19 protein-coding genes are annotated in these 25,352 nt (G+C 53.1%); 2 read left to right on the forward strand and 17 right to left on the reverse strand.

Annotated elements, in window-relative coordinates; all coding sequences use genetic code 11:
- The first annotated feature begins 70 nt into the window (after positions 1-70).
- On the forward strand, positions 71-925 hold the full coding sequence (locus tag CULFRC11_RS09590; protein ID WP_023636374.1) for a hypothetical protein: 855 nt from the start codon (positions 71-73) through the stop codon (positions 923-925).
- Here CULFRC11_RS09590 and CULFRC11_RS09595 read toward each other — a convergent pair whose 3' ends face one another.
- On the reverse strand, positions 926-2,026 hold the full coding sequence (locus tag CULFRC11_RS09595; protein WP_038620813.1) for an FUSC family protein: 1,101 nt from the start codon (positions 2,024-2,026) through the stop codon (positions 926-928). It lies immediately after the preceding gene.
- Between the two features lie 132 nt (positions 2,027-2,158).
- On the opposite strand from CULFRC11_RS09595, the gene CULFRC11_RS09600 reads away from it, so the two are divergent.
- The gene (locus CULFRC11_RS09600) at positions 2,159-3,250 is read left to right on the forward strand and encodes a chymotrypsin family serine protease (RefSeq protein ID WP_038620816.1); all 1,092 of its coding nucleotides are present in this window, start codon (positions 2,159-2,161) and stop codon (positions 3,248-3,250) included.
- A gap of 13 nt (positions 3,251-3,263) precedes the next feature.
- Here CULFRC11_RS09600 and CULFRC11_RS09605 read toward each other — a convergent pair whose 3' ends face one another.
- From CULFRC11_RS09605 to CULFRC11_RS09680, 16 genes are all read right to left on the reverse strand, one after another.
- Entirely contained in the window at positions 3,264-4,418 is a 1,155-nt protein-coding gene (locus CULFRC11_RS09605) for an FUSC family protein (protein WP_013912431.1), read from the reverse strand.
- 35 nt (positions 4,419-4,453) lie between these two features.
- Complete coding sequence (locus tag CULFRC11_RS09610) at positions 4,454-5,053, reverse strand: hypothetical protein (protein ID WP_031270641.1); 600 nt, start codon at positions 5,051-5,053, stop codon at positions 4,454-4,456.
- 55 nt (positions 5,054-5,108) lie between these two features.
- On the reverse strand, positions 5,109-5,924 hold the full coding sequence (locus CULFRC11_RS09615; protein WP_023636378.1) for an ABC transporter ATP-binding protein: 816 nt from the start codon (positions 5,922-5,924) through the stop codon (positions 5,109-5,111).
- Positions 5,921-6,193 carry a hypothetical protein gene (locus tag CULFRC11_RS09620; RefSeq protein WP_014526298.1) on the reverse strand — a complete coding sequence of 91 codons (273 nt, stop codon included), beginning with the start codon at positions 6,191-6,193 and terminating at the stop codon, positions 5,921-5,923. The genes CULFRC11_RS09615 and CULFRC11_RS09620 overlap by 4 nt, the downstream gene beginning before the upstream one ends.
- The gene (locus CULFRC11_RS09625; RefSeq protein ID WP_023636379.1) at positions 6,186-6,752 is read right to left on the reverse strand and encodes a DUF5808 domain-containing protein; all 567 of its coding nucleotides are present in this window, start codon (positions 6,750-6,752) and stop codon (positions 6,186-6,188) included. The genes CULFRC11_RS09620 and CULFRC11_RS09625 overlap by 8 nt, the downstream gene beginning before the upstream one ends.
- Positions 6,749-7,063: a PadR family transcriptional regulator gene (locus CULFRC11_RS09630; RefSeq protein WP_031270644.1), complete on the reverse strand. Its 315-nt coding sequence runs from the start codon at positions 7,061-7,063 to the stop codon at positions 6,749-6,751. The genes CULFRC11_RS09625 and CULFRC11_RS09630 overlap by 4 nt, the downstream gene beginning before the upstream one ends.
- Before the next feature lie 115 nt (positions 7,064-7,178).
- On the reverse strand, positions 7,179-11,783 hold the full coding sequence (locus CULFRC11_RS09635) for an SdrD B-like domain-containing protein (protein ID WP_038620820.1): 4,605 nt from the start codon (positions 11,781-11,783) through the stop codon (positions 7,179-7,181).
- A 177-nt stretch (positions 11,784-11,960) separates the two neighbouring features.
- A complete protein-coding gene (fbaA, locus tag CULFRC11_RS09640) occupies positions 11,961-12,995 on the reverse strand; it encodes a class II fructose-bisphosphate aldolase (RefSeq protein ID WP_013912436.1) in 1,035 nt (344 codons plus the stop codon).
- A gap of 153 nt (positions 12,996-13,148) precedes the next feature.
- Complete coding sequence (locus CULFRC11_RS09645; protein WP_023636382.1) at positions 13,149-14,291, reverse strand: glycoside hydrolase family 76 protein; 1,143 nt, start codon at positions 14,289-14,291, stop codon at positions 13,149-13,151.
- A 92-nt stretch (positions 14,292-14,383) separates the two neighbouring features.
- Positions 14,384-15,055 carry a TrmH family RNA methyltransferase gene (locus tag CULFRC11_RS09650; RefSeq protein WP_023636383.1) on the reverse strand — a complete coding sequence of 224 codons (672 nt, stop codon included), beginning with the start codon at positions 15,053-15,055 and terminating at the stop codon, positions 14,384-14,386.
- Positions 15,048-15,593, reverse strand: coding sequence for an orotate phosphoribosyltransferase (pyrE, locus tag CULFRC11_RS09655; protein WP_014526304.1), 546 nt, complete (start codon positions 15,591-15,593; stop codon positions 15,048-15,050). Before pyrE ends, CULFRC11_RS09650 begins: the two co-directional genes overlap by 8 nt.
- Positions 15,594-15,641: 48 nt before the next feature.
- The gene (locus CULFRC11_RS09660) at positions 15,642-16,640 is read right to left on the reverse strand and encodes a TtfA family protein (protein WP_013912440.1); all 999 of its coding nucleotides are present in this window, start codon (positions 16,638-16,640) and stop codon (positions 15,642-15,644) included.
- 10 nt (positions 16,641-16,650) lie between these two features.
- On the reverse strand, positions 16,651-17,487 hold the full coding sequence (locus CULFRC11_RS09665; RefSeq protein ID WP_013912441.1) for a sulfurtransferase: 837 nt from the start codon (positions 17,485-17,487) through the stop codon (positions 16,651-16,653).
- Positions 17,488-17,798: 311 nt separating this feature from the next.
- Positions 17,799-19,520, reverse strand: coding sequence for a glycerol-3-phosphate dehydrogenase/oxidase (locus CULFRC11_RS09670; RefSeq protein ID WP_023636384.1), 1,722 nt, complete (start codon positions 19,518-19,520; stop codon positions 17,799-17,801).
- Positions 19,521-20,224: 704 nt separating this feature from the next.
- Positions 20,225-21,250: a YdcF family protein gene (locus CULFRC11_RS09675; protein WP_038620823.1), complete on the reverse strand. Its 1,026-nt coding sequence runs from the start codon at positions 21,248-21,250 to the stop codon at positions 20,225-20,227.
- 454 nt (positions 21,251-21,704) lie between these two features.
- Positions 21,705-25,352 (reverse strand): DUF6923 family protein, encoded by a 3,648-nt coding sequence (locus CULFRC11_RS09680; protein WP_023636385.1) that lies wholly within the window; start codon positions 25,350-25,352, stop codon positions 21,705-21,707.

A 25,352-nucleotide genomic window follows, 5' to 3' on the forward strand; every position in this document is an offset into this window, starting at 1 on the left:
TCCTTGACTTTAGAATGCTCACAGACGTTTCATCATTGTACATACAAGCTCGTTTTCTTCCCTCCTCACCATGACAGATCACACACTTCCCAGAATTATTATCGCCTGCTGCGGCACTCCGCCCCCGCTTGTTTCTGCCGACCGCATAGAACAGCTTTCTGCTATTCCTACCCGCAAAGAGCTGCGCTTTCTTGACCAAGAAGCCGCCGCGATCCTGCCTGAAGACCCCACTCCTTCCCTCGCCGAGATCGCAGCCATGCCCGATGTCCCGCATTTGGGGTCCCCGCAGTATGCACCGCAGCAGGTAGACCGCCCGCTACGCGTGGTGGTGATCGGCTCCGATGCAGCCCTTTCCGCCGTCATCACACGTCTGATGCGCGCCGACGCCCTGTGGGTGGAAGTCGCCTTTGTTCCCACCGAGCACACCTCACGCGTCGCACACCTCTGGCAGCTCCCTTCAGATCCCCTCACCTTCGCGCTCTCGGGCTCGGTTCGCCCTAAACCGCTCGTGCGTGACGACGCCGGCATCGCCGTCGCAGGTACCGCCACGGTCACCGCCTGGGACGCGGGAGAAATCACAGGAGAGGTTATCGTGGATGATCACGTGTTGATTCACCATCAAGGCAAGAAGAAAGCACCCCGCCGTGGCGTCTTTGGCGCACAGCTCACTTCCACGCTGGATGCCCCTGGTGTACAAGGAAATGTGATTGTGACTCCGCTACGTGAGCCGGAGGTTAGTGGTTTCGTCGCAAAGCTAGGAAAGCGCGAGTTTGGGCTTGTCAATGAAGACGCATGGCTGGGGCGAGCATTGCAGGGAGGCGGCATTGATTTCCGAGTTGAGGTCGATGGGGTTTCACGGAAGCGCCCGGTAGATCGGGTGACGTTTTATCGGCATCTGCGGGACCTGCAGTCGGTGCGCCCCTGATCATTCTTCCCACAGCTCGGGCGGATAGGCCGGCGTGGTTGATGTGGGGGCGAGGATGGCAACCGCAGATTCACGAGACAACCCACACACCTGCAGCAAATCCACAATGATAGAGCGCGATTGAGCAAGGATCACCTGGGCGGAAAGCACCCCGGAGTCGGCTATGTCGGGAGTACAGCGGCCGCCGAGGTAACGCAAGCGTCGGACGAGTTCGGGAATCTCAGCCGGGTTGTCGTTGGAGCTAGCAATGCCCTCCACGATGTCCGCCAGTTCTTCGATAATCGCAAGTTGTTCCGCCGTTACGGTGTCGTGGTCTTCCACCAGAACCTGAGCACGGCGCGCGAGCACACGTGTATTACGGACGGCATTATCCACCGGCGCGAGGATGCGGATAAAAGATCTGACCCGATGGCGCGAGGCCCACAGTAGCGGGGACACTGTGCTTTCCTCTTGGCCCGACTTGGCAGCTTCGAGCATGGCGTTGATGGAGGCTTGCGAACCTCTAGCGCGTTCCAGCTCTTCCTGGATAATGTCAGGATCAGCTGTCTTGAGCCCTACGGATACATGTTTGAGGACCGTGCTAGCCAGGCGGAGCACCGCAGAGACTTCACGACGTCCCTCCGCGAGCGGAGAGTGCGGCAGCAACGCCATAACAACGATGCCCGTGATGCAGCCGAGGAAAGCATCAATCATGCGATCCGGGCCCGCGGAGGTGCCTGGGGGCATGATTGTAGCGATCAAAATTGAGCCAATAGCCACCTGATTAATAAGGAGCTGGCTCTTGGAAAGAAAGGTCGCAACAAGCAACGAGATAAAGATAGCGAGCGGCACCTGCCAATGTCCCACGCCTATTCCCATAATCAGGAGATCCCCAAGACCCACCCCGATAGAGCAACCTATGGATAGTTCTATCGCCTTTTTGATGCGATTTCCGCTGGTCAAGCCAAGGATAATGATAGCGGCCATTGGCGCAAAGAAGGGCTTGTCATGCCCAATCAGATTACGAGCAATCCAAAAAGCGATGCCGGCTGCAAGTGACATCTGAACAATAGATAGGAAGCTTCGCCTTAGTCTTAGCACCCTCTCCTTGATATCCAGCATGTTTGCCAGCCTAGTTGATTTCCCTTGCATAAGTATTTATTATTTTTCGCCCCCACCTGAGGGAAAAAACACAGCTACCTTCCACCCCGAAATAAATTCATAATGCATTTGCAATCAACCGGAAGGAAAACAATGCACCTCAAACGCAAATTAGCGGCGGTGCTTGCAGTCGCAGCCCTCTTGCCATTGCCGCTGGCAAGCGCCCAAGACGCTCCCTCAGTTCCCGCAGCTGTTGATCAAGGAGACCGGCTACTGATTCAAAGGACCGCCAACACACTTGGCGTGTGCACCGTGGGCTATGTAGACACCGAAAATAATCGTGTGTGGACTGACGCTCACTGCGGTGACAATGGTGCTGAGGTCTACGACGAATATCACCAGAGCATCGGCACCCTACGCCACGTCTACCCTCAGGAATGGGCATCACTCAGCGACACGACAGAGATGCAGTGGAGTGTCAACAGCCGAGCATCCGACCTGGCTTACGTGGAGATTTCTGACTCTAACCTCCTCGGACAGAACTACTTCTCTCAGGATTCCGTAGCTGAGCCAGAGGTCGGCGATGTCCTCTGTGCATACGGCAGCCGTACTCAGCGCATTGCGTGCCCCCCCATCACCAATGTCAGTGGCCCGGTAGTACTCACTGGTGACATTGGATCCGATCACGGCGATTCCGGCGGACCTGCTTGGGTTGAAGGCAAGGGTTACATCGGGCAGCTTCTCGGAGCAGATCGTGTCTGGCGCTCGGATAAGGGTGAAGTATCCACCACCGTTTTCCGCAAAATTGGCACCGATGACTTGCGCAATCCCCTCAATCTGCGCGAGCCGCTGCCTTACCACGATCTCGACTTTGATCGCCTGCGCCACCCAGAGGTGACCACCACCAGCAATGGTGAGCAGATCCTCCGTGAGAAGGCAGAGCGTGACCGTGCCGAGCGCGAACGCGTCACACGTGCAATGGAAGGCGATCTGGATGCTCAGCTAGGCCGTGCTCGCGAAGACGAGCGTGCCCTTGAGCGCCGCGCTAACGAGCTAGAGAACGAAGTAAACGGCGAGTCTGACCGTGAGCGCCGCGAGGATCTGGAGCGCGATCTGGAGAACGCTAAGGCTACTCGTGACGTGGTGAAGGAGCAGAAGGAGACCCTAGAGCGTGCCGAGCAGCACCGCACCACTGAGTCTCAGGGCTCTTCCGGTGGATTCCTCAAGTTCCTCTTCCGTCGCTAGAAGTACTGAATAATCATTCACCGTCGTTCCAAATTTTTCTTACAGTCGCTGGGTGTTCCGAGGTAGGGGCGAGAACCTCTACCGCGGAGCGCCTAGACTGGCCACATATTTGGAGCAGATCCACGATCAATGATCGGGTCTGCGCCAACACGGCCTGAGCGGAGAGTACTCTCCCCTCGGCCACATCTAAGCCCGAGCGCGCGCCGGCATCTCTGAGGATGCCGACCAGCTTGGGCACTTCTGCGTTTTCAGAGACTTCCGTGTTGCCAAAGTACAGGTTTGAAAGCCGCTCAGACACACAGGCCAGGGTCTCTATCAGCTCAATCTGCTGCGCGGACACCTCGTCTTGGTCCTCACAAATCACCAATGCCCGGCGCGCGAGCACACGCGTATTACGCATTGCGTTGTCCACGGGGTTAAGAATCCGCATCATCGAACGAATCCGTCGGCGTTGTGCCCAGAGCAGTGGCGACGCCTGAATGGTCTCCTTACCCATATTGGCAGCGGCGATCATCTGATTGATGTGCCCTTGGGTACCTCGCGCCAGGACAAGGGCATCTGCAATGGCGTCAGCGTCGCCCGTGCGCAGCGCGTTGGCAACCTTGCGTTGGACAACAACCATCACGCCCAGAATATTTGCGATTTCCCGCCTTCCCGAGCGTAAAGGCGAGTCAGGAATGAGCGCTATGACCGCGATTCCCACGAGGCCGCCAACCAGAGCATCCAGCATACGGTCAGTGCCTCCCGAGGTACCCGGCGGAAGAATAGTTGCAATCAGGACTGCCGCAAACGACGCCTGATTAGCCACAAGGACGCCTTTATCCGCCACAGTGCCCAGCACAATGGACAGGGCCACGACGACTGAGATCTGCCAGACCCCGGACCCGACAAGGGCGATGAGGACGTCGCCAAGCCCTACACCGATGCTCACACCCAGGACGAGCTCAAAGGAACGGCGGAATCGCTCGCCGCCTGTTGTGCTCAGCACAATCACCGTGGACATAGGGGCAAAAAAGGGCTGTTCATGGCCAAAAAGATGCAAACCTACCCAGTAGGATAGCCCCGCCGCAAGCCCCGCTTGGATCACATAAATCCAATTAGAGCGCAGACGCATCCACCCCTGTTGGAATCTGTTCATCCGTTGTGTCTCTGACCACGTAGGTGCCATAAGCTCCTCAATCTACTCTGTTACCTGAGTAAATCTTAGTCGCCTCGGATTTCTCTGCGGTCGTACAGCCACATCGCTGCATAAAGAACCACACACGCAAGGGGGACGCTGGCCCATGCTGGCGGTGCAGACTCCCAGATTGCACCAAGCTGCATCAAGAGAAAAACTGCACATCCCACGCCTGCCGCAGCAACCATCCGCTGCCAGATCACAGCGGCGCCGGTAATCACTGCAAGCACAAACGTCATCTGCATAAACCATTCGCAGCTTCTCCGTGCTAGCAATGCGGCTTCCCCAAAAACCACGTTGGTTGCGCCCCACACTATCAGCGTTCCTAGCGTTACGACGCCCACCGACAGCGCATAATAGCTGAATACTTTGGAGCTGATGTATGCACGACGCGACACATTTCTGCTCAGCACTAGGACGGCTTCCCCACCACTAAGGCCTCCGCTTATTCCGTGAGCAGACACGATGATAATAGCGATGCTTATAACTTGGTGTAAGTTCTTCTCCCATTGCCCATATGAGTCTCGCCACGTGGGTTCAGGCATTGGCAAATTCTGAATTATATCGGACATAAACCATGCGGTGAGTGGGGAGGCTACGGCAAGGAAGAGTCCTAGTCCCAGCACAATGTGGCTGCTAGGAGTTGACGCTATTCTTCGGAGTTCGTAGAACCACAGGACTTTATTGCTGTTCATGGCACACCGACTCATAGACATCTTGCAAAGTAGATGTTTCGATTGTCACGGGCACTCCCAATTGAGATTGCAAGGCAGCACGCAGGGCCTCGTCTCCGGGTAGGCGGAGGTATGTGTTGGCAGATCGGTGTGTTGCCAACACATCCTGTATCTCTCCCTCAAGCACAAGTTTTCCTTTATGCAGTAGGCCTACGTGGTCGCATACGCTTTGGACGTCGGCAAGCAAGTGCGAGGTAAAAAGGACTGTGGTCTGCCCGCGCAGTTGCTTGATGATCGCTAAAACATCAGCGCGCCCTAACGGGTCGAGAGCGCTCGTAGGCTCATCCAACACAAGCAGTCGCGGTGCGCCTATCAGGCTGGCTGCGATGCCCAGACGTTGCACCATTCCTCGTGAAAAGCCTCCCACGGTGCTTCTGGCCCCCGCCAGACCAACGAGGTCTAACAGGTCGTGTGCTCGATCAACCACCTGGTCTGAGTCCACTCCGGATACTCTGCCTAAATATATGAGCGCATCTATGGGTTTCATCCATGCAGCAAAACGGGGAACATCTGGCAAGTAGGCTATTTGGTTACTAGGCTCTGGCGGCAACGTCCCCCGAGGCAGCCCGAGCACCGTTGCACTCCCTGACGTAGCCGCAGCAAAACCCAGCAGAATCCTGATAGTTGTGGTCTTTCCTGCACCATTCGAGCCAATGAACCCGTATATAGAGCCTTCAGGAACGCTCATGGAAAGATTATCCACAACAACGACGTCGCCATAACACTTGCTTAGGTCCTGCGTTTGCACAGCAAGTACAGTCATAAAGCATCCCCATAAAGCTGTTCAATCGTTTTTGCCCCTTTGGTGGGCTGAGTTCGTTCCGGTTGATCGCGATGTTTCCGATCCCGGAAATACACGACCAAAAACACAATGCTGCCCACCGTTTGTCCCACCAAGATCGCTACGATCCATACCCATCGGGACTGTTCAGCTAATCGACGATCCCCGAGCTGTGCAGCATAAAAGAGCGCTGTGACTGTCAATACTCCTTGCAGTGCGATTAACCACCACAAAGGCGCAAGCTCACTCATTGTCCTTTGCCTTTAACGTTGCATCCAAGTTGAGCAGCGCGGATTTGACGGTACCCACTACCACGGCGGTGGTGACCACGGGAAAACTCAGAACCGCGATCGTGGACAGCGGACGAGAATCAGCCTTGGCCGCACATACATCCAGGAACGCCATAGTTTGCACCCCAAGAGTTTGCGCTTTTACAGTCACGTCTTTATCGGCGCTCCACAAAGCCATTGCCCCACTAAGCGCGGTATAAGGCACAAGTTTCTGCTTACTGGCAACGCAAGCAGCCAGCGCTACCACACCGGTACCAATAAAGGGCATGTACTTCAGGGCTTTGAGCGTTTGCGACGGCACGTACTCCTGCAAATCCGGTAGCGAGTCATCGGGGCGCACCAACCCTAGCTTTACGGCAAGCGCTCCCACATTAAGATCCCATCCGATACCCAACGATCGCGGCACAAAAAGAGCAGGGTTCTCAGGCTCGAAGATTTTAAATTGCGTCTGCGGAGAATGCACTGCGACGCCAAAAATCTTTATGGTTCCGTCTTGTTCTCGTTCATAAAAGCTGGTCATTTTCCAATCCCTTCCAAATGTTCGTTGACAAATACAGACAGTGCGCGCCATTCCTGCGCCAGCTCCGCTATGCGTTCGCTCCCCTTTTCTGTGACCGAATAGATCTTGCGAGGAGGTCCCGAAGGCGACTCCTCCCAATGGCTACTGATCCACGCGTGCTTTTTCATTCGGGTCAGTAGTGGGTAAAGAGTTCCCGAAGAGACCTCCATCCCCAGATTCTCAATGAGCGCACCACCGTAGGTGGGTTCCTTTTCCAAGGCCGCCAAAACGATCAGTTCTAGTACGCCTTTTCTTAATTGCGATTCCGCCATCTCACCTTCTATGCGTAGCCAACTACTATGCATTACATAGTAGACAGATTGTGTAGGCATACACAAGGGCGGTACACCTCGCAATGAGATGTACCGCCCTTAGCCTTATGGCTTATTACTTATTCTTACGACGCGCAACGAGTGCAACGCCTGCAAGGACAAGCACCAGTGCCGCTACGAGCAGCCCCACAACACTTGCACCTGTGGTAGCCAGCATCGGAGACTTCTTGGCTTCTGCCTTTGGTGTCACCTTTGTCGGTTCGACCTTCGGCTCCGTCTTCGGCTCAGCTGGTTTAGGTGCGGGGGTAGGAGTAGGCGCAGGAGAGTTGCTGCTGCCATTACTACTACCTTCGCTGCTTCCGCCTATCAAAGCAGCAATCAAACCAATCCCGCCGATGATGCTACCAGCGATGATCAGGTTACGAATCAAATCGCTGTTGCCTTCAGGAACCGGATACACGATGGTGACAGTTCCATCATTTGTTCCAGGGTTTCCGTACTCATCTTCGCCGTTGTACTTCACCGTATCCGGGCTTCCGCCAAAGTCTGCCTCAGGCGTGAATGTGAAGTTGCCGTTCTCGTCGATAGTCCAGACACCCTGGCCAGGAACGGTCATCTTCTTGCCGTCTTCGGAGATCTCAGCGCCCTTAGGCTGACCCTCTTTAACAAACTTCACGGTTTCTGGCAGCAGATCTGCAGGATAATCAGGGTGGTTGCCCTTACCTGGGGTAACGGTAACCGGCTCGCCGGTCTCGCCCTTATCCACAAAGTGCGGCAACGGGAACTCGCCATCGTCATCTTTTGGAATAACAATCGGCGTGTATTGAGAAACATGAGTCACTTCACCCTGGGTAGCCGTAACCATCACGGTATTTGCTACACCAACAAAATCAGGATGAGGTTCAAAGGTAACCACGCCATCGCTATCAATGGTGTATGTACCCCGACCTGGCACCTCTACCTTGTCGGTGGGGTTGCCGGAGGCGTCGACAAGCTTGTATTCAACCGGAAGAGTCGGATCGATCCCTGGGAACATTTCTGCAGGAGTGATGCCCGCGTCCGTGATGTTTCCAATCTCTTCCGAGTCATTGTCGGTTGACTTCTGGGTCTCGCCTTGGCGGGCTACGGTCACCGAGCTCCGGGTCTCCGGCTCAGAGATGTAGCCAGCGTCCAGGTTCGGGGTGTTCTCCCCTGCCTTGACCTCAGCGGTAGCAGTCTCACCCGTGGTCAGGTCAGCGTTGGAATCTTTTTCCTTGGTGACGTCTGCGTCCGAAGACTTCTTGGTCAAGTTTTCTGTATCACCAAAGCGCACGGAATAACCGGTGCCAGGAACAAGATTCTCAAACTTGTACGTGCCGTCTTCCCCGGTTTCCACGGGGTCAACGCCCTCGACGGGCTTGCCGTCCTTGAGCAAGGTAACAGTCACGCCAGCGCGAGGCTTCTCATTATCGTCGCGGATACCATCCCTATCGGCATCAAACCACGTCATACCGGACAGCGAACCTAGCTTGACAAAGCCAAAGTCCAAGGTCAGATCCTGAGCGCCGTCCTTGGCCAACACACCCGGGGCAGTCTGGGCGCTCTTGATAGAAGAATCTTTGTCCGCATCGGTTGCGCCGGACTTAGCAGGAACAAAGCCCTCTGGGTTCTTGACAACCTCAACGGTGTAGCTTTGTCCGTCTTTCAGAAGCGGAAGGTTCTCAAAGAGATATTTGCCATTCTCATCCGTCACCACGTTCTCAACTGGGTCGCCGTTGATGTCCTTGGCAGGTTTACCTTCTGAGTCGAGAAGCTTGAGCTCGACACCCTTGATTCCGCTGTCTTCGCCATCGTTCTGGATGCCGTCGTTGTTCTTGTCATGCCAGACGAAATCGCCCACGGAAACAGTAGGAGTGATGTAGCCAGCATCAAGGTTCGGGGTGTTCTCCCCTGCCTTGACTTCGGCGGCGGCAGTCTCACCGGTGGTTAGGTCAGCGTTGGAATCCTTGTCTTTAGTGACATCGCCTTCCGTCTTCTTGGTCAGGTTCTCTGTATCACCGAAGCGAACAGAATAACCAGCGCCAGGAACAAGATTCTCAAACTTGTATGTGCCGTCTTCCCCGGTTTTCACTGGGTCAACACCCTCAACAGGCTTGCCGTCCTTGAGCAAGGTAACGGTCACGCCAGAACGAGGCTTCTCGTTCTCGTCGCGGATACCATCCTTGTTGGAATCGAACCACGTCATGCCGGACAGTGAACCAAGCTTGACAAAGCCAAAGTCCAAGCTCAGGTCCTTGGCCTTGTCTTCCTTCAAAGCACCTGGTTTGGTTTTCGCACTGTTAGTGGAGGAATCCTTCTCCGAGTCATCGGTAGCACCGGACTTAGCAGGAACAAAGCCCTCTGGGTTCTTAACAACCTCAACGGTGTAGCTTTGACCGTCTTCCAACGCTGGAAGGTGATCAAAAAGGTAGTTGCCCTTCTCATCTGTGATGATATTAGGTATTAACTGGCCTTTATTGTTCTTAGCCGGCTTGCCTTCCGGATCAAGAATCCTTAGCTCAACACCGGGGATGCCGCTGTCATCGCCATCGTTCTGGATGCCGTCGTTGTTCTTGTCATGCCAAACAAAATCACCAACGGAAACGCCCAGTTCAAAGGGTACAACAACTAGACCTGCGTCTACGTCGCGACGATCCGACTGCAGATCAATGACATCGGTGAGACCAATGCTGTTGATCTTACGTTCGACAACATCAGAATCTTTTTGAGTGTCACCTTTTAAAGGAACTGTGGGCGCCGTGAAAGGTTTACCCTCCGGGGTACGAGCAGCAGAGTAGTCGAACTGCACCTTGTACTTGCCCTTGGGCAGGTTTTCAAAGAGATACTCGCCGTTTTCTCCGGTGGTCATCTCATAAGGCTCGTTTGTTCCAGGCTTATTGACAGGCTTACCCTGCTCATCCAGCAGCGATACCTTGACGTCTTTAACGCCTGGCTCGCCATCGGTTTGTGAGCCATCAGAGTCCTTGTCAAACCAGACCTTGTCACCCAAGGAGACCAGAGGTTCAGGCTTCTTTTCAACCGTGAACTTGAGGTCTTCTACCTCACCGCCCTGTACAACACTGGTGGGCTGCTTCATATCATCAGCCTTGACGCCTTCGCCGCCTACGCGGATGCGTGCGTAGTAGTCCTTGCCAGGCTCAGGTTTATTAGCGGAGTCACTCCAGTCGAAGGTGACGTTGCCGTCCTTGACTACGCCAACGCGACGCTCAGACTCGTCGAACTTACCGTTGTTGTCCAGGTCCACCCATGCCACAACATCGCTGTTTGTAGCAGTTGCAGGGAAAGTGACCTTACCGTTGTTCTGCTCAAAGCCGTCTTTGAACACGCTTGGCTGGACGTCTTCTTCGGAGTCCTTATCGGCTCCCGGGCTCCAGTTTTGGCCGCCATCGCGAGTTGGCATGTTTTCGCCGACACGGTTCTTGGCTTCAAATGCAACGTCCGGGTTCTGCTTTGGCTGACCCGTTACGTTCCAGTTATCCAGGATGTGGCTGGCTTCGCCATAAGACTGCGGTGCGTCGCCCTGATCCGTAGGAATGAAGATACCTGCGACAACACCCTGGCGAGAGCCAGTCTTGCCACGTGGGTTGTTATCCAATTTGACAGAAACCGTCTTAGCCCCACGACTGACGAGTAGAGGCTGGGACTGCGGGATGGATTTCCATTCTCCGCCTTCCTCGTTCAGCTCTGTATCCACCCAGCCATAGCTCTTATCGCCGTTTTGCAAAGACCACTCATCGCCGGGCTTTACAACGATCGGATCATAAGGCTTAACACCATCTGGAACTTCCGCAGGCACTGCAGGCTTATTGTCTACGTAGTAATAGCGCTTCTCTTTGCCGACGAGATCCTGAATAACCTGCCAACCACCGTTGGCATCCGTCACCAAGCCAAGATTCTCTGGGACTCCGCCACGACGCTGTCCCGGGGCCCCATTGACCTTAAAGGTGGTGCCATAGGGGTTGTTGTGGTCCTCCACCTTGATGCCAGTGGATTCGCCGTCAGACGCGATCACATCGAGAGAAATCGGCTTGCCGTTCAGGGTGCCTTTAATATCAAGGTCAAAGGTGTAGCCCTGGTTGCCTACGTTATCGGCGTTGTTGCCAAAAAGAGTGGGGTCCAAGTACTGGCTAATCTGCCACTTTGCACCAGGATCGCTGGGGTACAGGACATCCCTATCAAACCACTTATCGCGCTCTGAGTTGCGGCCTGCAAGCGCAGCAAAATCGATCGGACGGAAGAAGTCATTCCACGTCACGTTACGTGCCCAGATGCCACCGTTGTCCACGGTGAGAGGTGTTCCGTTGCTGCTCTGAGCATCCGAATACATAGCCTTGATGCTCTTGATGGTTACGGTGACTTCCATCCCTTTAGGCAGACCATCAGCCTCTTTATAGGTATAGGTGTCACCTTCTTTGATGCGCTTACCGCCAAAGCCGCCTTCATTATTTTCAGGATTTGATGAATCCCACTTATTTTGAAGTTCGTCACCGCTGGCTACTTTGGAAAAATCAAAGAAGAAAATCTCATTAGCAAATTTCGCATCCGGGTTACTGGTGAATGCATTTGTTGTTCCGTCATCGACGGCCGCAAGGGCTGAGGGTGCCGCTACGGTTAAGCCTGAGATGGCAAGGGTTGCAGCTGTAGTGATTGCCACAATCCGAGGACCAGGTCTATTACCCACTGGGGTCTCCTAGAGAAGGAATGATTAAGTTAACCGTTCAAGCTAAGCAGCACATTTACAGCAGGTCAAAGAACTAAACGATAATATATTTTAATCAAAAGCAAATCCGAAGTTTTTCATAAAAAACACCCAGCCAATGCTAATTGACTGGGTGTTGAAATATATACGGATTTAAGTTTACTTGGTCACCGAGGTTCCCACCGAATGCAGATCGTGGCAAGCCTCAATGATGCGCTCGGACATGCTCTGCTCAGCCTTCTTCATGTAGGAGCGAGGGTCATAGACCTTCTTGTTTCCAACTTCGCCGTCAACCTTGAGCACGCCGTCGTAGTTAGAGAACATGTGAGCAGCAATCGGGCGAGAGAATGCGTACTGGGTGTCAGTGTCCACATTCATCTTGATTACGCCGTAGGTCAGTGCCTCCTCGATCTTCTCCTTCTCGGAGCCGGAGCCACCATGGAAGACGAAGTCGAATGGCAAAGCGGAGTCGTCTAGACCGAGCAGCTTACGAGCAACCTTCTGGCCTTCAAGAAGAACCTCGGGGCGCAGCTTAACATTGCCTGGCTTGTACACGCCGTGGACGTTTCCGAAGGTTGCGGCCAGCAGGTAGCGGCCATTCTCGCCGGTGCCGAGGGCGTTGATGGTCTTTTCAAAATCCTCTGGAGTGGTGTAGAGGTTAGCGCCGGCCTTGGCCTCTACGCCGTCTTCTTCGCCACCAACAACGCCAATCTCAGCCTCAAGAATAATGTGAGCGTTTCGTGCCTTCTGCAGGAGCTCTTGAGCAATCGCAAGGTTCTCATCAATCGGAACCGCAGAGCCATCCCACATGTGCGACTGGAACAGTGGAAGCTCGCCGCGGTCTACTCGCTCCTGGGAAATAGCGATGAGGGGGCGAACGTACTCGTCCAGAACTTCCTTCTGGCAGTGATCGGTATGCAGAGCAACGTTGATACCGTAGCTCTTTGCTGCCTCATGAGCGAATGCAGCGAGAGCTACAGCACCCTTGACCTTGTTCTTTACCGCAAGGCCGGAACCGAACTCCGCACCACCGGTAGAGAACTGAATAATGCCGTCGGACTCAGCTTCAGCGAAACCCTTCAGAGCTGCGTTGATGGTTTCAGAAGAGGTGCAGTTGATGGCTGGGAAGGCGAATCCGCCTGCCTTAGCCCGATCCAGCATCTCGTTGTAGACCTCGGGAGTTGCGATAGGCATGAAAAATCCTCCAGTTGGATTAGCTTATTCGTTTCATCTGTGAGCACGATTGCTCGTAGCCTGTATCCCAGTATGCCAGCAACCCCAGCAGAATGCTCCCCTTCAATCCGAAAAATTAGGAGAGAAATCACACAGATTCGGACATAACCGAAACTATTCAGACTCGACTATATGTGCAGCGGCCTCCAGCAGCATCCATCCCGAAAGCTGCACGGACAAATCGCGTTCGTCGATACGCACTACATTCACGATGTCACTCAATGCCGAACCTCCCACACCAAAGTTGTGAGGAAGCTTCGCATCATCTGTCCAGTCAGTGGCAAATACCGGAAGGCCATCGACCTCTAGGCGATGATTCCACACGCTTTCCGCAGAGGCCATAACCAGGCGCTTAGCAATATTGCGCGCAGAGCGATTAGCCTCGCCGTCTCCCGGAAGTCGCACCGCGGCATCAGCAAGGTAACGCGCCAAAATTCCTTTGAAGAGCCCTCCGTCACCGTCGCCAGTTACCCAGTCGATCACACCCGATGACGTTGACATTTCCTTAGCCACCGCATGAATCACAGCACGCGCGTGAGCCAGATAAGTAATAGAGTCTTCATAGGTCGCTTCGTCGGCGCGCAACGCCTCGGCAATCTCCACGCACGCCCCGATAACCACGCCTTGACAATAAGGATGCGTGTATTTAACCAGCTCGGGCCCACGCATACTCATGCGCAGGCCATCCATCACTAGGCCTTTTTCATCAATAAGATTGTCAAAAATCCAGTCGATAATCTCGCGCGCTTTGGCAATGTCGCCATTGCGCGCAAGCATAATAGCTGCGGGTCCGTTGGTAGGAACGTTAAAAAAGTGCTCGCCTACACGCCATGGCAAAACGCCGACTATGGAATCCGCACCACCAACAATGTTGGCCTCCAAGGCCCGCAAGTGTTTGCGTTTACCTCGACCCCGCATACGACGTTCCCGGTCCAAGGCAAGCGCCAGCCAAGACTTATCGTCGTAATAGTTATTTCGAGTTAGCTTGCCCAGGTTGCGGATCTGGATACCCGCAATAGTCTCCCGGATCCGCTGCTTGCGAGCCTTACTTGGGCGGCGAATGGCGGCGTCGACAAGGCAGTCCAAGTAGTGTGCCTGCCACCAGTAATGCCACCGATAAAAAAGCTTTTCTTTAATATTCGGTGGCCACGCTACGACGGCTAAATTTGTACGAGGTAAGCCCCACAACGAAGACGCATGCCTCTCGTTAATCGCAGACTCAGCGAGATCGGCACGATGCAGCCATATTTCGTTCAACGTGATACCTACTCTTCTCGTAGAAAAGCCCGCCACCAGCTGGTGCGGCCGAACGGAACATTTCCCCAATACTAGACAAAAGTTTTAGCCAGCTACCACGCTTTCCCCAGATCGGCGTGTTGCCTTATCCAAGCATGCATGGCTATACCAGCAGCAACGCCGGCGTTAATCGAACGTGTCGAGCCAAACTGCGCAATAGAACACGTCATCAATGCCCCTTCTTGCGCCGCTTGGGTCACCCCCGGTCCTTCCTGCCCAAAGAGCAGGAGACACTTTTCTGGCAGCTCGGCGGTCTCTAACGGAACGCACCCCGGCGTGTTGTCTATGGCCACGATTGTGAGGCCTTCCGCCAGCGCCCAGTCAACCAGGGTCTGGGTGTCTGGGTGATGCATAAGGTGCTGGTAGCGATCAGTAACCATTGCTCCACGACGGTTCCATCTACGCCGCCCCACAATGTGCACCGTGTCTACGGCAAACGCATTAGCGGTGCGTACGACGGTGCCAATGTTCGCGTCGTTTTCAAAGTTTTCAATCGCGATGTGCAGGACGTGGCGCCGGGTGTCAATGTCCTGGATGATGGCAGGCCTTGACCAATAACGGTAGGCGTCGACAACGTTGCGACGATCCCCCGATTCCAGCAGCTCGGGATCATAGTAGGCATCCGTGGGCAGCGGCACGCCGGGGTGTTCTTCTGCCCACGGCCCAACCCCGTGGAGGCCCTCTCCCCACTCGGTAGGACCCGGCGCGGAGGTGATGTTAGACAAGACCTAGATCCTCAAGCCCGATGAGGTAGCGGTATTCCAGGCCCTCTGCAGCAATAACATCGGCTGCACCAGTGGCACGATCGACGACGGTAGCCACGCCCACGACCTCGGCACCCATTTCCCGCAGGGCGGCGACCGCAGTAAGCGGCGAGTTTCCGGTGGTTGTTGTGTCTTCCACCACCAGAACTTTCTTACCCACAACATCGGGTCCTTCAACACGACGCTGCATACCGTGCTTCTTAGCTTCCTTGCGCACAACAAAGGCATCGATTGCGCGGCCCTCAGCATGCATAACGGAGGTTGCCACAGGATCAGCACCCAGGGTAAGCCCACCAACGGATACATAATCCCAATCGGCAGTAAGCTCACGCAGCAGTTCTCCGATCAGGCGTGAGGCGCGGTGGTGCAACGTAGCCCGACGCAGGTCAACATAATAGTCAGCCTCTTTGCCCGAAGATAGCGTGACTTTCCCATGAACAACGGCAAGTTCTTTGATCAGTTCCGCTAGTTCTTTTTTCTTTACTGCATTGATAGTCATAGGTGCGGGAGCTCTCCTTATTTTTCACTGCCGTCAGGCTTTAGCTACTTAGTTTAGAGGGTCTGTTCCGAGTTCCTCGGTGAGGTCCTCAAAAATCGTGGAGCCTTGGCTCAGGTCACGCAGAACACGAGTTCCGTTATAGCGTTGCGTCTTTGGCTTATCGCCCTTAGCTATGGCAGCAACCTCGTCGCCGCCAACAGGCCGAGGCTCAACGACTCCGCGTGCCTGCGCTGTCGCACGAGTCGGTAGTTGGACGGGGTCTTCTTTGCGTGCCACCACTGGTAAAACCGGAACCGGATCTTCGGAGTCGTCCTCCTCTATCTCCGGGGCATCCGGCATTGGCCTGGTGGGATCGCAGTCTGTAAAGTCCACGGGCTGGGTGGCGCCGCTTCGTGGTGGCAATACCCGCGCGGCGTCGGCAAAGAGCGCGAGCGGTTGGATGAGCGCATCCCAGTCTTCGTGCGTGGAGCCGCGTTCAAGCTGGGCGAGCACCCAATCGGATTCTTCCCACACCACCGACACTGCGCTGGGCATACTGGCAAATGCTTTATCCACCCGCTCGTCCAGCATTCTTTCGATCGCGCCTTGGTCGTTCCCATACAGAATGAATCCCTCGATGCGGCTGACCTGCATTAAGTCTTCTGCATCTTCTTGTGCTTCTCGACGCGCCACTACAACCACGTCCGAGGTAGCAGCACGACGCAGCGCCATCACGCTCACCCCGCCTAGTTCCACAAGGTGCATTTCATATCCACCAGCGATGCCACTTACGACGTCGCGGGCGACTGCTCCTTCTGCGGCTACTCCCCTGCTCCATTCGTCGGCAAGAAAAGCGTCTTCTTTGGTGTAATCAAATCCTTTAGATTCAGCCCACGCCTTCTTTTCCTTCCGGCTCCCCCGCGGTATGGCCGCGAGTTTCTTTGATGGACCGCCCTTCTCCTCCACGTCTGTGTTCTGCTTCGCTGTGGTTGCTCGATTACGTGAAAGGTCAAACAACCACAGCCCAGCCCCAAGGAGCCCCACAATTCCGGCGAAAAGAAATAGCATGGCTTAAAGCCTAGCGCGCATCTCCATGTTCAACAGGGTTCTTAGGATCTGCCGCCCATTGCGACCATCCGCCCACGTAATGCCGAGGCGTTCCTAGGCCAGCGATATTCATAGCAATGATCGCTTGCGCCGAGTGGTTACCCGAACCCGAGTATGCAATCACATCATCTGCACTAGTGATTCCTACTGCAGCAAATGCCGCGCGGATTTCCTCGGGTGTTTTAAACAGACCCTCCTGGGTGAGCAAATCTCGAGAAGGAACATTAACGGCTCCGGGGATGTGTCCGGCTTTAAGATCTAACCGCTCCTTGCGCCCAGCAAAGCGATTAGCCTCACGAGCATCCAGTAGGATCCCCGTGTGGTTTTTCACATCTTCAATCGTTGCAGTAGGCATGCTGCCCAGTTCCGGCTCAATGGTGGAATAGGTCCGTGGATTACCTGGACCGCCTAGAGTCTCATAGCCTGCGGCTTCCCAAGCCTTCTGTCCGCCATCCAAGATGACAACATCTGGGACTCCCGCCCACTTGAGCACCCACCAGGCGCGAGCAGCAAAAAGACCACGGTAATCGTCATACACCACAACTTGACGATCATCCGTCAGGCCCCAGCGGATAAACCAACGGGCTAGAGTGTCCTTGGTGGGAAGCGGATTACGCCCCAGCTTGGAACTTGGGGCAGAAGCCAACGCAAAAGCTGTGTCGCAGTAACGCGCGGTGGAAATGTGCTCCGAATTGAAGTGCGCATAGCCTCCACCTTCATGCGGCGACCAGAGGCTGGCAAGAATGATGTTGTTACTGCCGGTGTTGATTCGCTGCGCAAGCTCCTCAACGCTAATTGTGATACCCATACCAAAAGTCTAAGGTCCATCGCAGTTTTTCGCTTGTTGGATACCCCAAAAGCGTTTCTGCAATCACCTATAACTCGCTCAAAAATACTTTCCCTGCACCTATTTACACTTTTAATACCTTTAGCTTAGTATTTACTTAGGTTTGTAAGTGACCTCCGACACTTACAAACCGTCATACTTTCACCAGAAATCCCCCACTGCCCCAACTACCCAGAAAAAGAAAAAGACCTGGCACTATGGAACAAGTTCCATAGTGCCAGGTACTGGGATAGTAGCCCACAGCAAGGACTACTATACCCTACTTCCGCAATTTAGCCCTCAATATCCAAATTTACGTTGGGGCGAGTTTGCGTCGCAGTGGTCATAATTGTGTTCGCTTCAACATCCGTTAATGCTTTTTCTGCAGCTAGTTCTGCGTTTACACGATTAACGAATCCCGAAATCTCTTCTTCCACGCGTACATCATCCCACCCTAAATATGGGGCAATACGTCGCGCTACACCATCCACAGCACCCACACCTCGGTCTGCGTATTCCATTCCCACACGCAAACGGCGCAACAATACGTCCTCCACATGCAAGGCCCCTTCATGGGTGACTGCATACAGAACCTCTGCCCAGCAATAGCCTTCAGCGCCCTCCACAGGAGTCAGCAGTTGCCGGTCTTCCAACCCTGGAGCCAATACCTGCTCACATAGCGAGCCATACCGCCCCAGCAGATGGGTTATTAACTGTTCATCCACCCCGTACTTAGTGGCCAACATCGACACCTGGTTAACTAACGCATGGTATCCATCAGCGCCCACAATAGGTGTACGCTCAGTCACTGATTCTGGGGCAGTAACCTTGGCCTCCTTGAGAGCCACATCGACTGCATCTTTGCCGATTACTCGATACGTGGTGTACTTTCCACCAGCCACGGAAACCAGCCCTGGAGTCACCACAGCTACAGCATGGTTACGCGACAAATTCGTCGTAGCATCAGACTTGCCACTGAGCAATGGACGCAACCCGGAGAAGACTCCCACGATGTCTTCATATCCCAATTGCCGGCTCACACGCTGATTAACCTGCGATAACACATAATCAATATCGGCGCGTGTGGGGGCAGGATCCGGCTTGGATAAATGCTTGTCCCAATCAGTGTCCGTGGTGCCAATAATCCAATAGTTACCCCACGGAATCACGAACAACACTGACTTCTCCGTAACAAAGCACAGTGCCGCGTCGGCGTCGAGCTTATCCTTCTCCACCACAATATGAATGCCCTTGGAGGCATGCACAGAGAACTTGCCTTGAGCGCCGGCAAGTTTTTCTACCTCGTCGTTCCACACACCCGTGGCGTTGATAAACACCTTGCCGCGGATCGTTGTCACAGCGCCGGTATCAGTATCGCGCACCTGCGCCGCCACTATCCGACCGGAAGCATCCTTATCAAAGCCCACTACCTGAGTTGATGGACGTACTACCGCACCGTAATGAGCTGCAGTACGCAGCACCATCATGGTATGGCGAGCATCATCAACAAGGGTGTCGTAGTAACGAACACCGCCCACAATGGCGTCGTTGCGCAAGCCTGGAGCAACTTTTAATACGCCTCCACGAGTGAGGTGTTTTTGCATGGGCACGCTTTTCGCCCCACCCATGAGGTCATAAAGAGTGAATCCGCCGAACATCATCACGCGTTCCCAGAGTCGATGAGTCAGCGGGAAAATGAATTTTAAGGGTTTGACCAAGTGAGGCGCTAAGACCGACATATTGAGTTCGCGCTCATGGAGAGACTCCGCAACAAGCTTGAAATCCAACATTGCAAGATAGCGCAAACCACCGTGGAACATTTTCGACGATCGCGAGGAAGTGCCAGCAGCAAAGTCACGAGTCTCTACCACGGCGGTACGTAGTCCTCGCGTGGCCGCATCGAGCGCCGCTCCAGCGCCCACAGAGCCGCCGCCGATAATGACAACGTCGAAGTCTTCTGATCCGAAACGATCCCAGGCCTGCTCAAAACCCTGAGGATTAAATGACATACTCATACCGATCAATGCTCCTTCTCTGGCTTGCTTTGAGAACAAACCACTAACGCACCACGATGGAAAGTAGCCCTTAACACACGCCGCGTTCCCCCGCTGGTGCTTGTAGTTAATGCCTTATGGTCCCCATACTAGGTCTGTCTTTTCCTCATGGTTCTGAAAATAACGTGATTGCGGCCACCAATTTTTTTCATAACACCCCTACCAGTATTTATGCGGAAAATAAAATATACGCTAGCGTAGGTTTTTTGTTTCACATCACGCCCAATAGGGAAAAACATGCCCTATTTCACTCACGGAAGGCCGAAAATAAAAAAAATAGAAGGTAGTCAAATTGACTACCTTCTATCCCCTGCAGAGCAGATATGTACCAGTTGTTCCTACTACTTATGTGACCGCCAAGGCGCCCCTCGCGCCGACCCCTCTACTAGGTCTGACTTACCCTTACGAGTGCACATAGGAAACACTCATAAAGTAAGAGCAAGCCAAACCATAGGTCAGGCAGGTCACATAGGCCGTTAGGCTAGCACTATATATTCTGCCCAAAAAGAACTATAGCTACAGGGCGGGCCATACACAAGGTTCTTCCCAAAGTTTTATTAAAACTTTTCACCCATTGGTGAAATTATCCCCCTGAGCAGCCATTTTTACACTACCCCCACTCAGACCACTCACCCCCACATGGCTTTATCACCCACCCCCAGCGGTCAAGACAGGGCCAATGCGCCGAGCAGTAACATCCCCACAGAGAATAATCCGAGCAGTGCCGCGTGGATTTTCCAGTTGAACACCATAAAGGCCACAAATTCACGCAAAAAGGCCGTAGGGACATAGTACAGGGCCGTAGGCGCACCATAAGAGCTCCACGCCACACCCAAACGTTGAGCAAGAGCACCTGCCCGCATAGCGTGATAATTACTCGTCACTATCGCCACCTCTGCCGCCGCGCCAAGCTCACTGTCCACAACCGCTTTACTAAAACGAATATTTTCTTCTGTTGTCGTAGAGCGATCTTCTACATAAACCACAAATTCTCCAGAGGTCCGTTCTTCGACATAACGACGCATGGCTTCAGCCTCTGGAATTGGTTCATCTTCCCCCTGCCCGCCAGAACACACAAAAGCTTTCGCCCCTACATCACGCGCCAAACGGATCCCCCGGTCCAGCCGCGATGCCAACAGCGGCGTGACCTCCTCACCCCTAATCCCACTTCCCAGCACAACCACTGCGTCATAGTGAGGAGCACGAGGCCATCTCCCGTAGATCAGTGCTTGAAGCGTATACGCCGTGAGATTAAAGCCCACATACCCCACAACACCGATGTACCACGCCGCCAACCAGAAGAACATCGACAGCGCAGATCCACTGCCAAACACTGGATTACCAGCAAAAACAAAGAAATACGCAAGTAAAGTTCCCAATCCCGCGATCAGCGGCAGGGAATGCGCTAATGAAATCCCCTCACGCTTCATCAAAAAGTAGCTATTTACCAACAGCGCAAGTGCTATGCCGAACACAAATCCGATGATCACCACAAGCACACCAAAGCCCGCTACGATCCCCCAGCCCGGATCCAGCTCAAAAATAAAGTTGGCCACAGCGATCCACGACAAAAAGATACTGACCAAAAGAATCAGTCCAGTGTGCTGTCGTCTCCGATCCTCCACCAACCGATATATCGCCCACCCAAGTAGCAATGCCCCCACGACAAGGTACGCGATATCTAAACCCATGATGCCTTTCCGCAAAGCTTCTCGACGCCATCTCAAACCCGTGCAGCAAAAACAACAGGATTTTGCCACTTTTACATAGCTGTTCCCAGAGTTTCCTACTAGCACAAAAGAAAAGTGCTGGTCAGTTTAAAAACTGACCAGCACTCTCCCAGCTAGCATATTGAGGGGGATGCTAGCTTCGTATCATTTGGATGCGATACCCCTGAAGCATAACTCACAATCCGACGAGACGCTACCCGGATCAAACCAGCTCCACACAAATAGGGTAATACTTACGCTAATTCAAAAATACTTATAACAAGTTTTCCATATTTTCCTCACACTCCAGCAGCGTAAATTTCCCCTCGACACCAGGTCAATCGCATTTCAGATGAAAAGCATATGGCTCGGCGTGACAAGAATTCATCACACCGAGCCAAGCACTGCTAAGCAGCAGCAACTAACAATTTTCGGACTAGTATCGTCTCATTCTTCCGATTCCTAGGCCAACACCGACTATTGCCACACCCAGAAGAGCGACCATGCCAACTCCTATGCCACCGGTCTTAGGCAAAGTACCACTTTCTTTTACATCAGCGATTGGGATAGTGATAAGTCCTTTATCAACTTTGATGTTGCTCGTTAGTACAGGGAAAGCATTTACCTGCCTGGGGAACTTAACCACAGGATTACCAGCTGTATCCTTTTCAATCCTCATAAGCATGGGTTCCGGTAGAAGGCTATACCCCGACGGAGACTTAGTCTCAACCAAGAAATAGTACTTATCGGTCTTCACGTCGGCAGTACCTGAGGTGCCATCAGCATTGACCACAATCTCTGTTCCGGTTTGTGCAGGCACGTAATTGCCTACGCTGTCACCGACCGGATCTCGAAGTTCAAATTTAGCGTTGAGCGTCTTGGTGTGATTATCCGCATCGACTTTTTGAATCTGAATCTTCAAAGGAGTGTCCGTGCATTCCTCAGCGGTCGTTGTATTGTTCCCGGACATCGGATCCGTCTCATTACCAATGATGGTCGCAGTATTCCGAGCACAACCATCAACCATCGTCTCTGGCTGCTTAGCAGATATTTCTACGCTCACGGAAGAGCTGGGAGGAACAGGGCCAAAAATAATTTGGATTGAATTACCACTAGTATGAACACTCGTCTGGGTAGCAGTGGTGCTCTCCATCCTGATGTCTGAATATCCCTGCTCAAACGTATCGTTGAGAACAAAACCAGAGCTTCCGTTAAGCAGGCTCTTGTTGGCGACTTCAATCCTCCAATAAATCCGACCGTTCTCCTCTTTTATAAAGGTCTTAGTAGCTTCCAGATCCACCTCAGCGGGGACAAGACCGTTACTTGTACCGTCTGAGTTATAAGAGCGTGGTGCGGTGTCATCTATGGATACCAACTCAAAAGTAGGGTTTGCGGAGTCTGGGTTGGTCACTTTCAATTGCACTACGTCACTGGTTGCACCAGCACTGGCCGTACCAAATCCTAGATTTCCATTACCGTAGCTCCACGCTTTACCCCATTGGTGTCCCGTTGGGATTGCCTGACCGGCAAGAGTACGCAGATCCGTTATATCCCAAGTGGTAAGGGAACCATCGTTCATGTTCATACGCTCAAGCACGATGCGATTGTTCGCAGCCCAACCGTTTTTAATGCCCCACGCATAGTTACCTTTAGTCCCAGGAAGAGCAGTCCAGTCTTCGGCTCGGGAGCAGTAGTTTGCTTCATCATTGCCGCACCTAGCAGAAGCTGAACCAGTAGGAGTTGCAGTACGGTTGCTCAGATCGATTTTGTAGAAGTGTCCACTTCCAGACAAAGAAGAGTTGGTCACCCAATAGTTTCCGTTTAGGTCAACAAAGCCCGAGTTGACTCCACCCCACAGGTCGTTCGGCCACGGCTGATTGTACGAACCGCCGATACCATAGCTTTTCTGTGTAGCAGCATCAGTAATTCGTCCCAAGTTATACACTTTTCCGGTAACCGGATCGATCTGCAGTAAGTGCCCAGCGGGGAAACATGGGTCTTCTAAAGGCACATACTGATAGTTTCTGCCATCGCTACTTTTAACAGTATGTCTGCCAACTCGTCCTTGAGATACCGCATACAGCCAATTGTCTGCGGGGTTATAGGCAAGGGCATTGACGACCCACCCCGTTTGATCACCTATTTTCTGGAATTGGGTGCCTGCCTGTGTCTGCAGATAAAGCTGAGACATATTTCTAGCCTGGCTATTGGGCGTACTTGCAGTGACATACACGGAAGTACCACGAGCTTTTTCTGCTGCGGTCAAGGTACGAGCTGGTTGGCGGGATGAAACTCTCCGTTCGTCTCCGCTCCACGGCATGGGCATGCCGGTGTCATCCACAGGACGGTCCGTAGGGCTACAGACAGTGGGCATTGGAGACGCGGTTCCTTCTCCCAACAATTGAATATTACAAGGGGTGTAAGCGCCGGACCTAAGCTTAGATGGAATATACAGAGCAAAAGGCTTACTTCTACCTACAGGTATCCCTGGATTAAACGTAGCACTCAAATATCTGCCATTAATCGTTATTGTAAAATCTGTAACGTTGGCGTACTTTTTTCCACCAGCCACCGCATAAATTTTGGAATCCGCTAAATCAGCTGGTATTTCGAGACCACTCGGGAGATATACGGACATCACATATACGCTAGCGACTTCCGTCACAGTTGTAGAAAATAAGAATTTACTTCCATCCGCACGACAGTTTTTAATGGGTGACGTCTTCAAATTGACGTAATTGTTTGACGGCGGTGCAGGAAGTTCTCCCCACAGCGTCATTGTCCCGGTTGTCCAGGTCGTACCAGTCCACGGACCAGTTGCCTCAAACGTGGTTTCCTCAGGGTAATCTTGAGGCTCCTTAAACGTGAAATACGCATCATCGCTATCCACACGAAGTTCATACTTGCCAGGATCGACAACTGTATTCCCGACCTTAAGCGACCATCCTGCAGAGCTTGTAAAACCAGCTACCTCAGTATGGATATTTAGCTCTTTTACCTTTCCTGGACCTTGTTTCTGGGTACTGATAGTAAGGATCCCATTCTGCAGATTCGCAGCTGAATTACCGGATCCGAGTCGTTCTAAATCCGGAGTGCCAGCAACCATGGGAACTGCAGCTCTTAATGCTTGTGGGCTAGGAGTTCCATACACCTGCAAACCAACTGGATTTCCTTTTTCACCAGTGGGAACAGCATCACTAAAGTTAGAACCACCGCTTATGGACATCACGATCTTTTGCCCCGCGCTGATTTTATACAGTTGCCCAAAAGTAAGCTTCGCGTTCTCGGCGCCCGCTTGAAGGCCTTCGAATTGTTCTATCAATTTACGCGTTCCATCAGCGTCTTCTGCAAAAACTTCAATTTTATTGGCTGCTTCTTTAAGAGCTTCACCAAAAGACAGGCCAACGCCTGCAATAGAAGAGTTTTGTTTAACTACCGAGGAAAATTCGGCAGTAGCCCCACTACCAGTTTTCGCGTTTGGCGAGGAATTAATTGTAGATGGAGACACTGATTCCACAGCAGAACGAGGATCTAGTGGCTGCGGTGCAGCAGAAGTTGCTGAGGTTTCGGTTGAGGCGCCAGTTATTGTGCCGAAAACTCTCATTTTCCCCTCAGACCACTGAGTACTGACGGGTGTGTTTAGTGATACTTCGTCACCAGGAGAAGCTACAACTGGAGGAAAAGAAGCAACCCACATGCCACTTGCTAGATCCCACGTGATGCTGTTAAAAGGAACTTCGGTGTGACCAATTGTGACACCCCACGTGTCGTCAAATATAGGTGTATTCAAACCCTGCAGTGCATCATTTTCCAGACTAATGCGGTCAACGGTAGCAGCTGTATCAAGTGGAACACTGAATGTTTGCTTTTGTATTCCTGCTACAGCAGTGACTTGTTCCGCAGCAATTTCTTGAGTTTGCGCGTTTGCGCGTGGCGCTGAGCCAACCGTTGCAATACTTATTGCAAGTGCGAGAATTCCGCTAAAGGCAACAAAAAAGTTGATAAATGCCTGCGCCCGAAATGCTACGCGCACAGAAGAGCGCGCCGAGATATTTCCTGGCTGAGATTCGTTGATCATATTCAT

Origin of the sequence: Corynebacterium ulcerans (genome assembly GCF_000767685.1) — a bacterium.
GTDB classification, from domain to species: domain Bacteria; phylum Actinomycetota; class Actinomycetes; order Mycobacteriales; family Mycobacteriaceae; genus Corynebacterium; species Corynebacterium ulcerans.

Excerpts from the sequence above, each read along its gene's own strand:
- CULFRC11_RS09590 (WP_023636374.1), top strand. The coding sequence starts at position 71 with ATGACAGATCACACACTTCCCAGAATTATTATCGCCTGCTGCGGCACT.
- CULFRC11_RS09595 (WP_038620813.1), bottom strand. The coding sequence starts at position 2,026 with ATGCTGGATATCAAGGAGAGGGTGCTAAGACTAAGGCGAAGCTTCCTA.
- CULFRC11_RS09600 (WP_038620816.1), top strand. The coding sequence starts at position 2,159 with ATGCACCTCAAACGCAAATTAGCGGCGGTGCTTGCAGTCGCAGCCCTC.
- CULFRC11_RS09605 (WP_013912431.1), bottom strand. The coding sequence starts at position 4,418 with ATGGCACCTACGTGGTCAGAGACACAACGGATGAACAGATTCCAACAG.
- CULFRC11_RS09615 (WP_023636378.1), bottom strand. The coding sequence starts at position 5,924 with ATGACTGTACTTGCTGTGCAAACGCAGGACCTAAGCAAGTGTTATGGC.
- CULFRC11_RS09620 (WP_014526298.1), bottom strand. The coding sequence starts at position 6,193 with ATGAGTGAGCTTGCGCCTTTGTGGTGGTTAATCGCACTGCAAGGAGTA.
- CULFRC11_RS09625 (WP_023636379.1), bottom strand. The coding sequence starts at position 6,752 with ATGACCAGCTTTTATGAACGAGAACAAGACGGAACCATAAAGATTTTT.
- CULFRC11_RS09630 (WP_031270644.1), bottom strand. The coding sequence starts at position 7,063 with ATGGCGGAATCGCAATTAAGAAAAGGCGTACTAGAACTGATCGTTTTG.
- fbaA (WP_013912436.1), bottom strand. The coding sequence starts at position 12,995 with ATGCCTATCGCAACTCCCGAGGTCTACAACGAGATGCTGGATCGGGCT.
- pyrE (WP_014526304.1), bottom strand. The coding sequence starts at position 15,593 with ATGACTATCAATGCAGTAAAGAAAAAAGAACTAGCGGAACTGATCAAA.
- CULFRC11_RS09660 (WP_013912440.1), bottom strand. The coding sequence starts at position 16,640 with ATGCTATTTCTTTTCGCCGGAATTGTGGGGCTCCTTGGGGCTGGGCTG.
- CULFRC11_RS09665 (WP_013912441.1), bottom strand. The coding sequence starts at position 17,487 with ATGGGTATCACAATTAGCGTTGAGGAGCTTGCGCAGCGAATCAACACC.
- CULFRC11_RS09670 (WP_023636384.1), bottom strand. The coding sequence starts at position 19,520 with ATGAGTATGTCATTTAATCCTCAGGGTTTTGAGCAGGCCTGGGATCGT.
- CULFRC11_RS09675 (WP_038620823.1), bottom strand. The coding sequence starts at position 21,250 with ATGGGTTTAGATATCGCGTACCTTGTCGTGGGGGCATTGCTACTTGGG.
- CULFRC11_RS09680 (WP_023636385.1), bottom strand. The coding sequence starts at position 25,352 with ATGAATATGATCAACGAATCTCAGCCAGGAAATATCTCGGCGCGCTCT.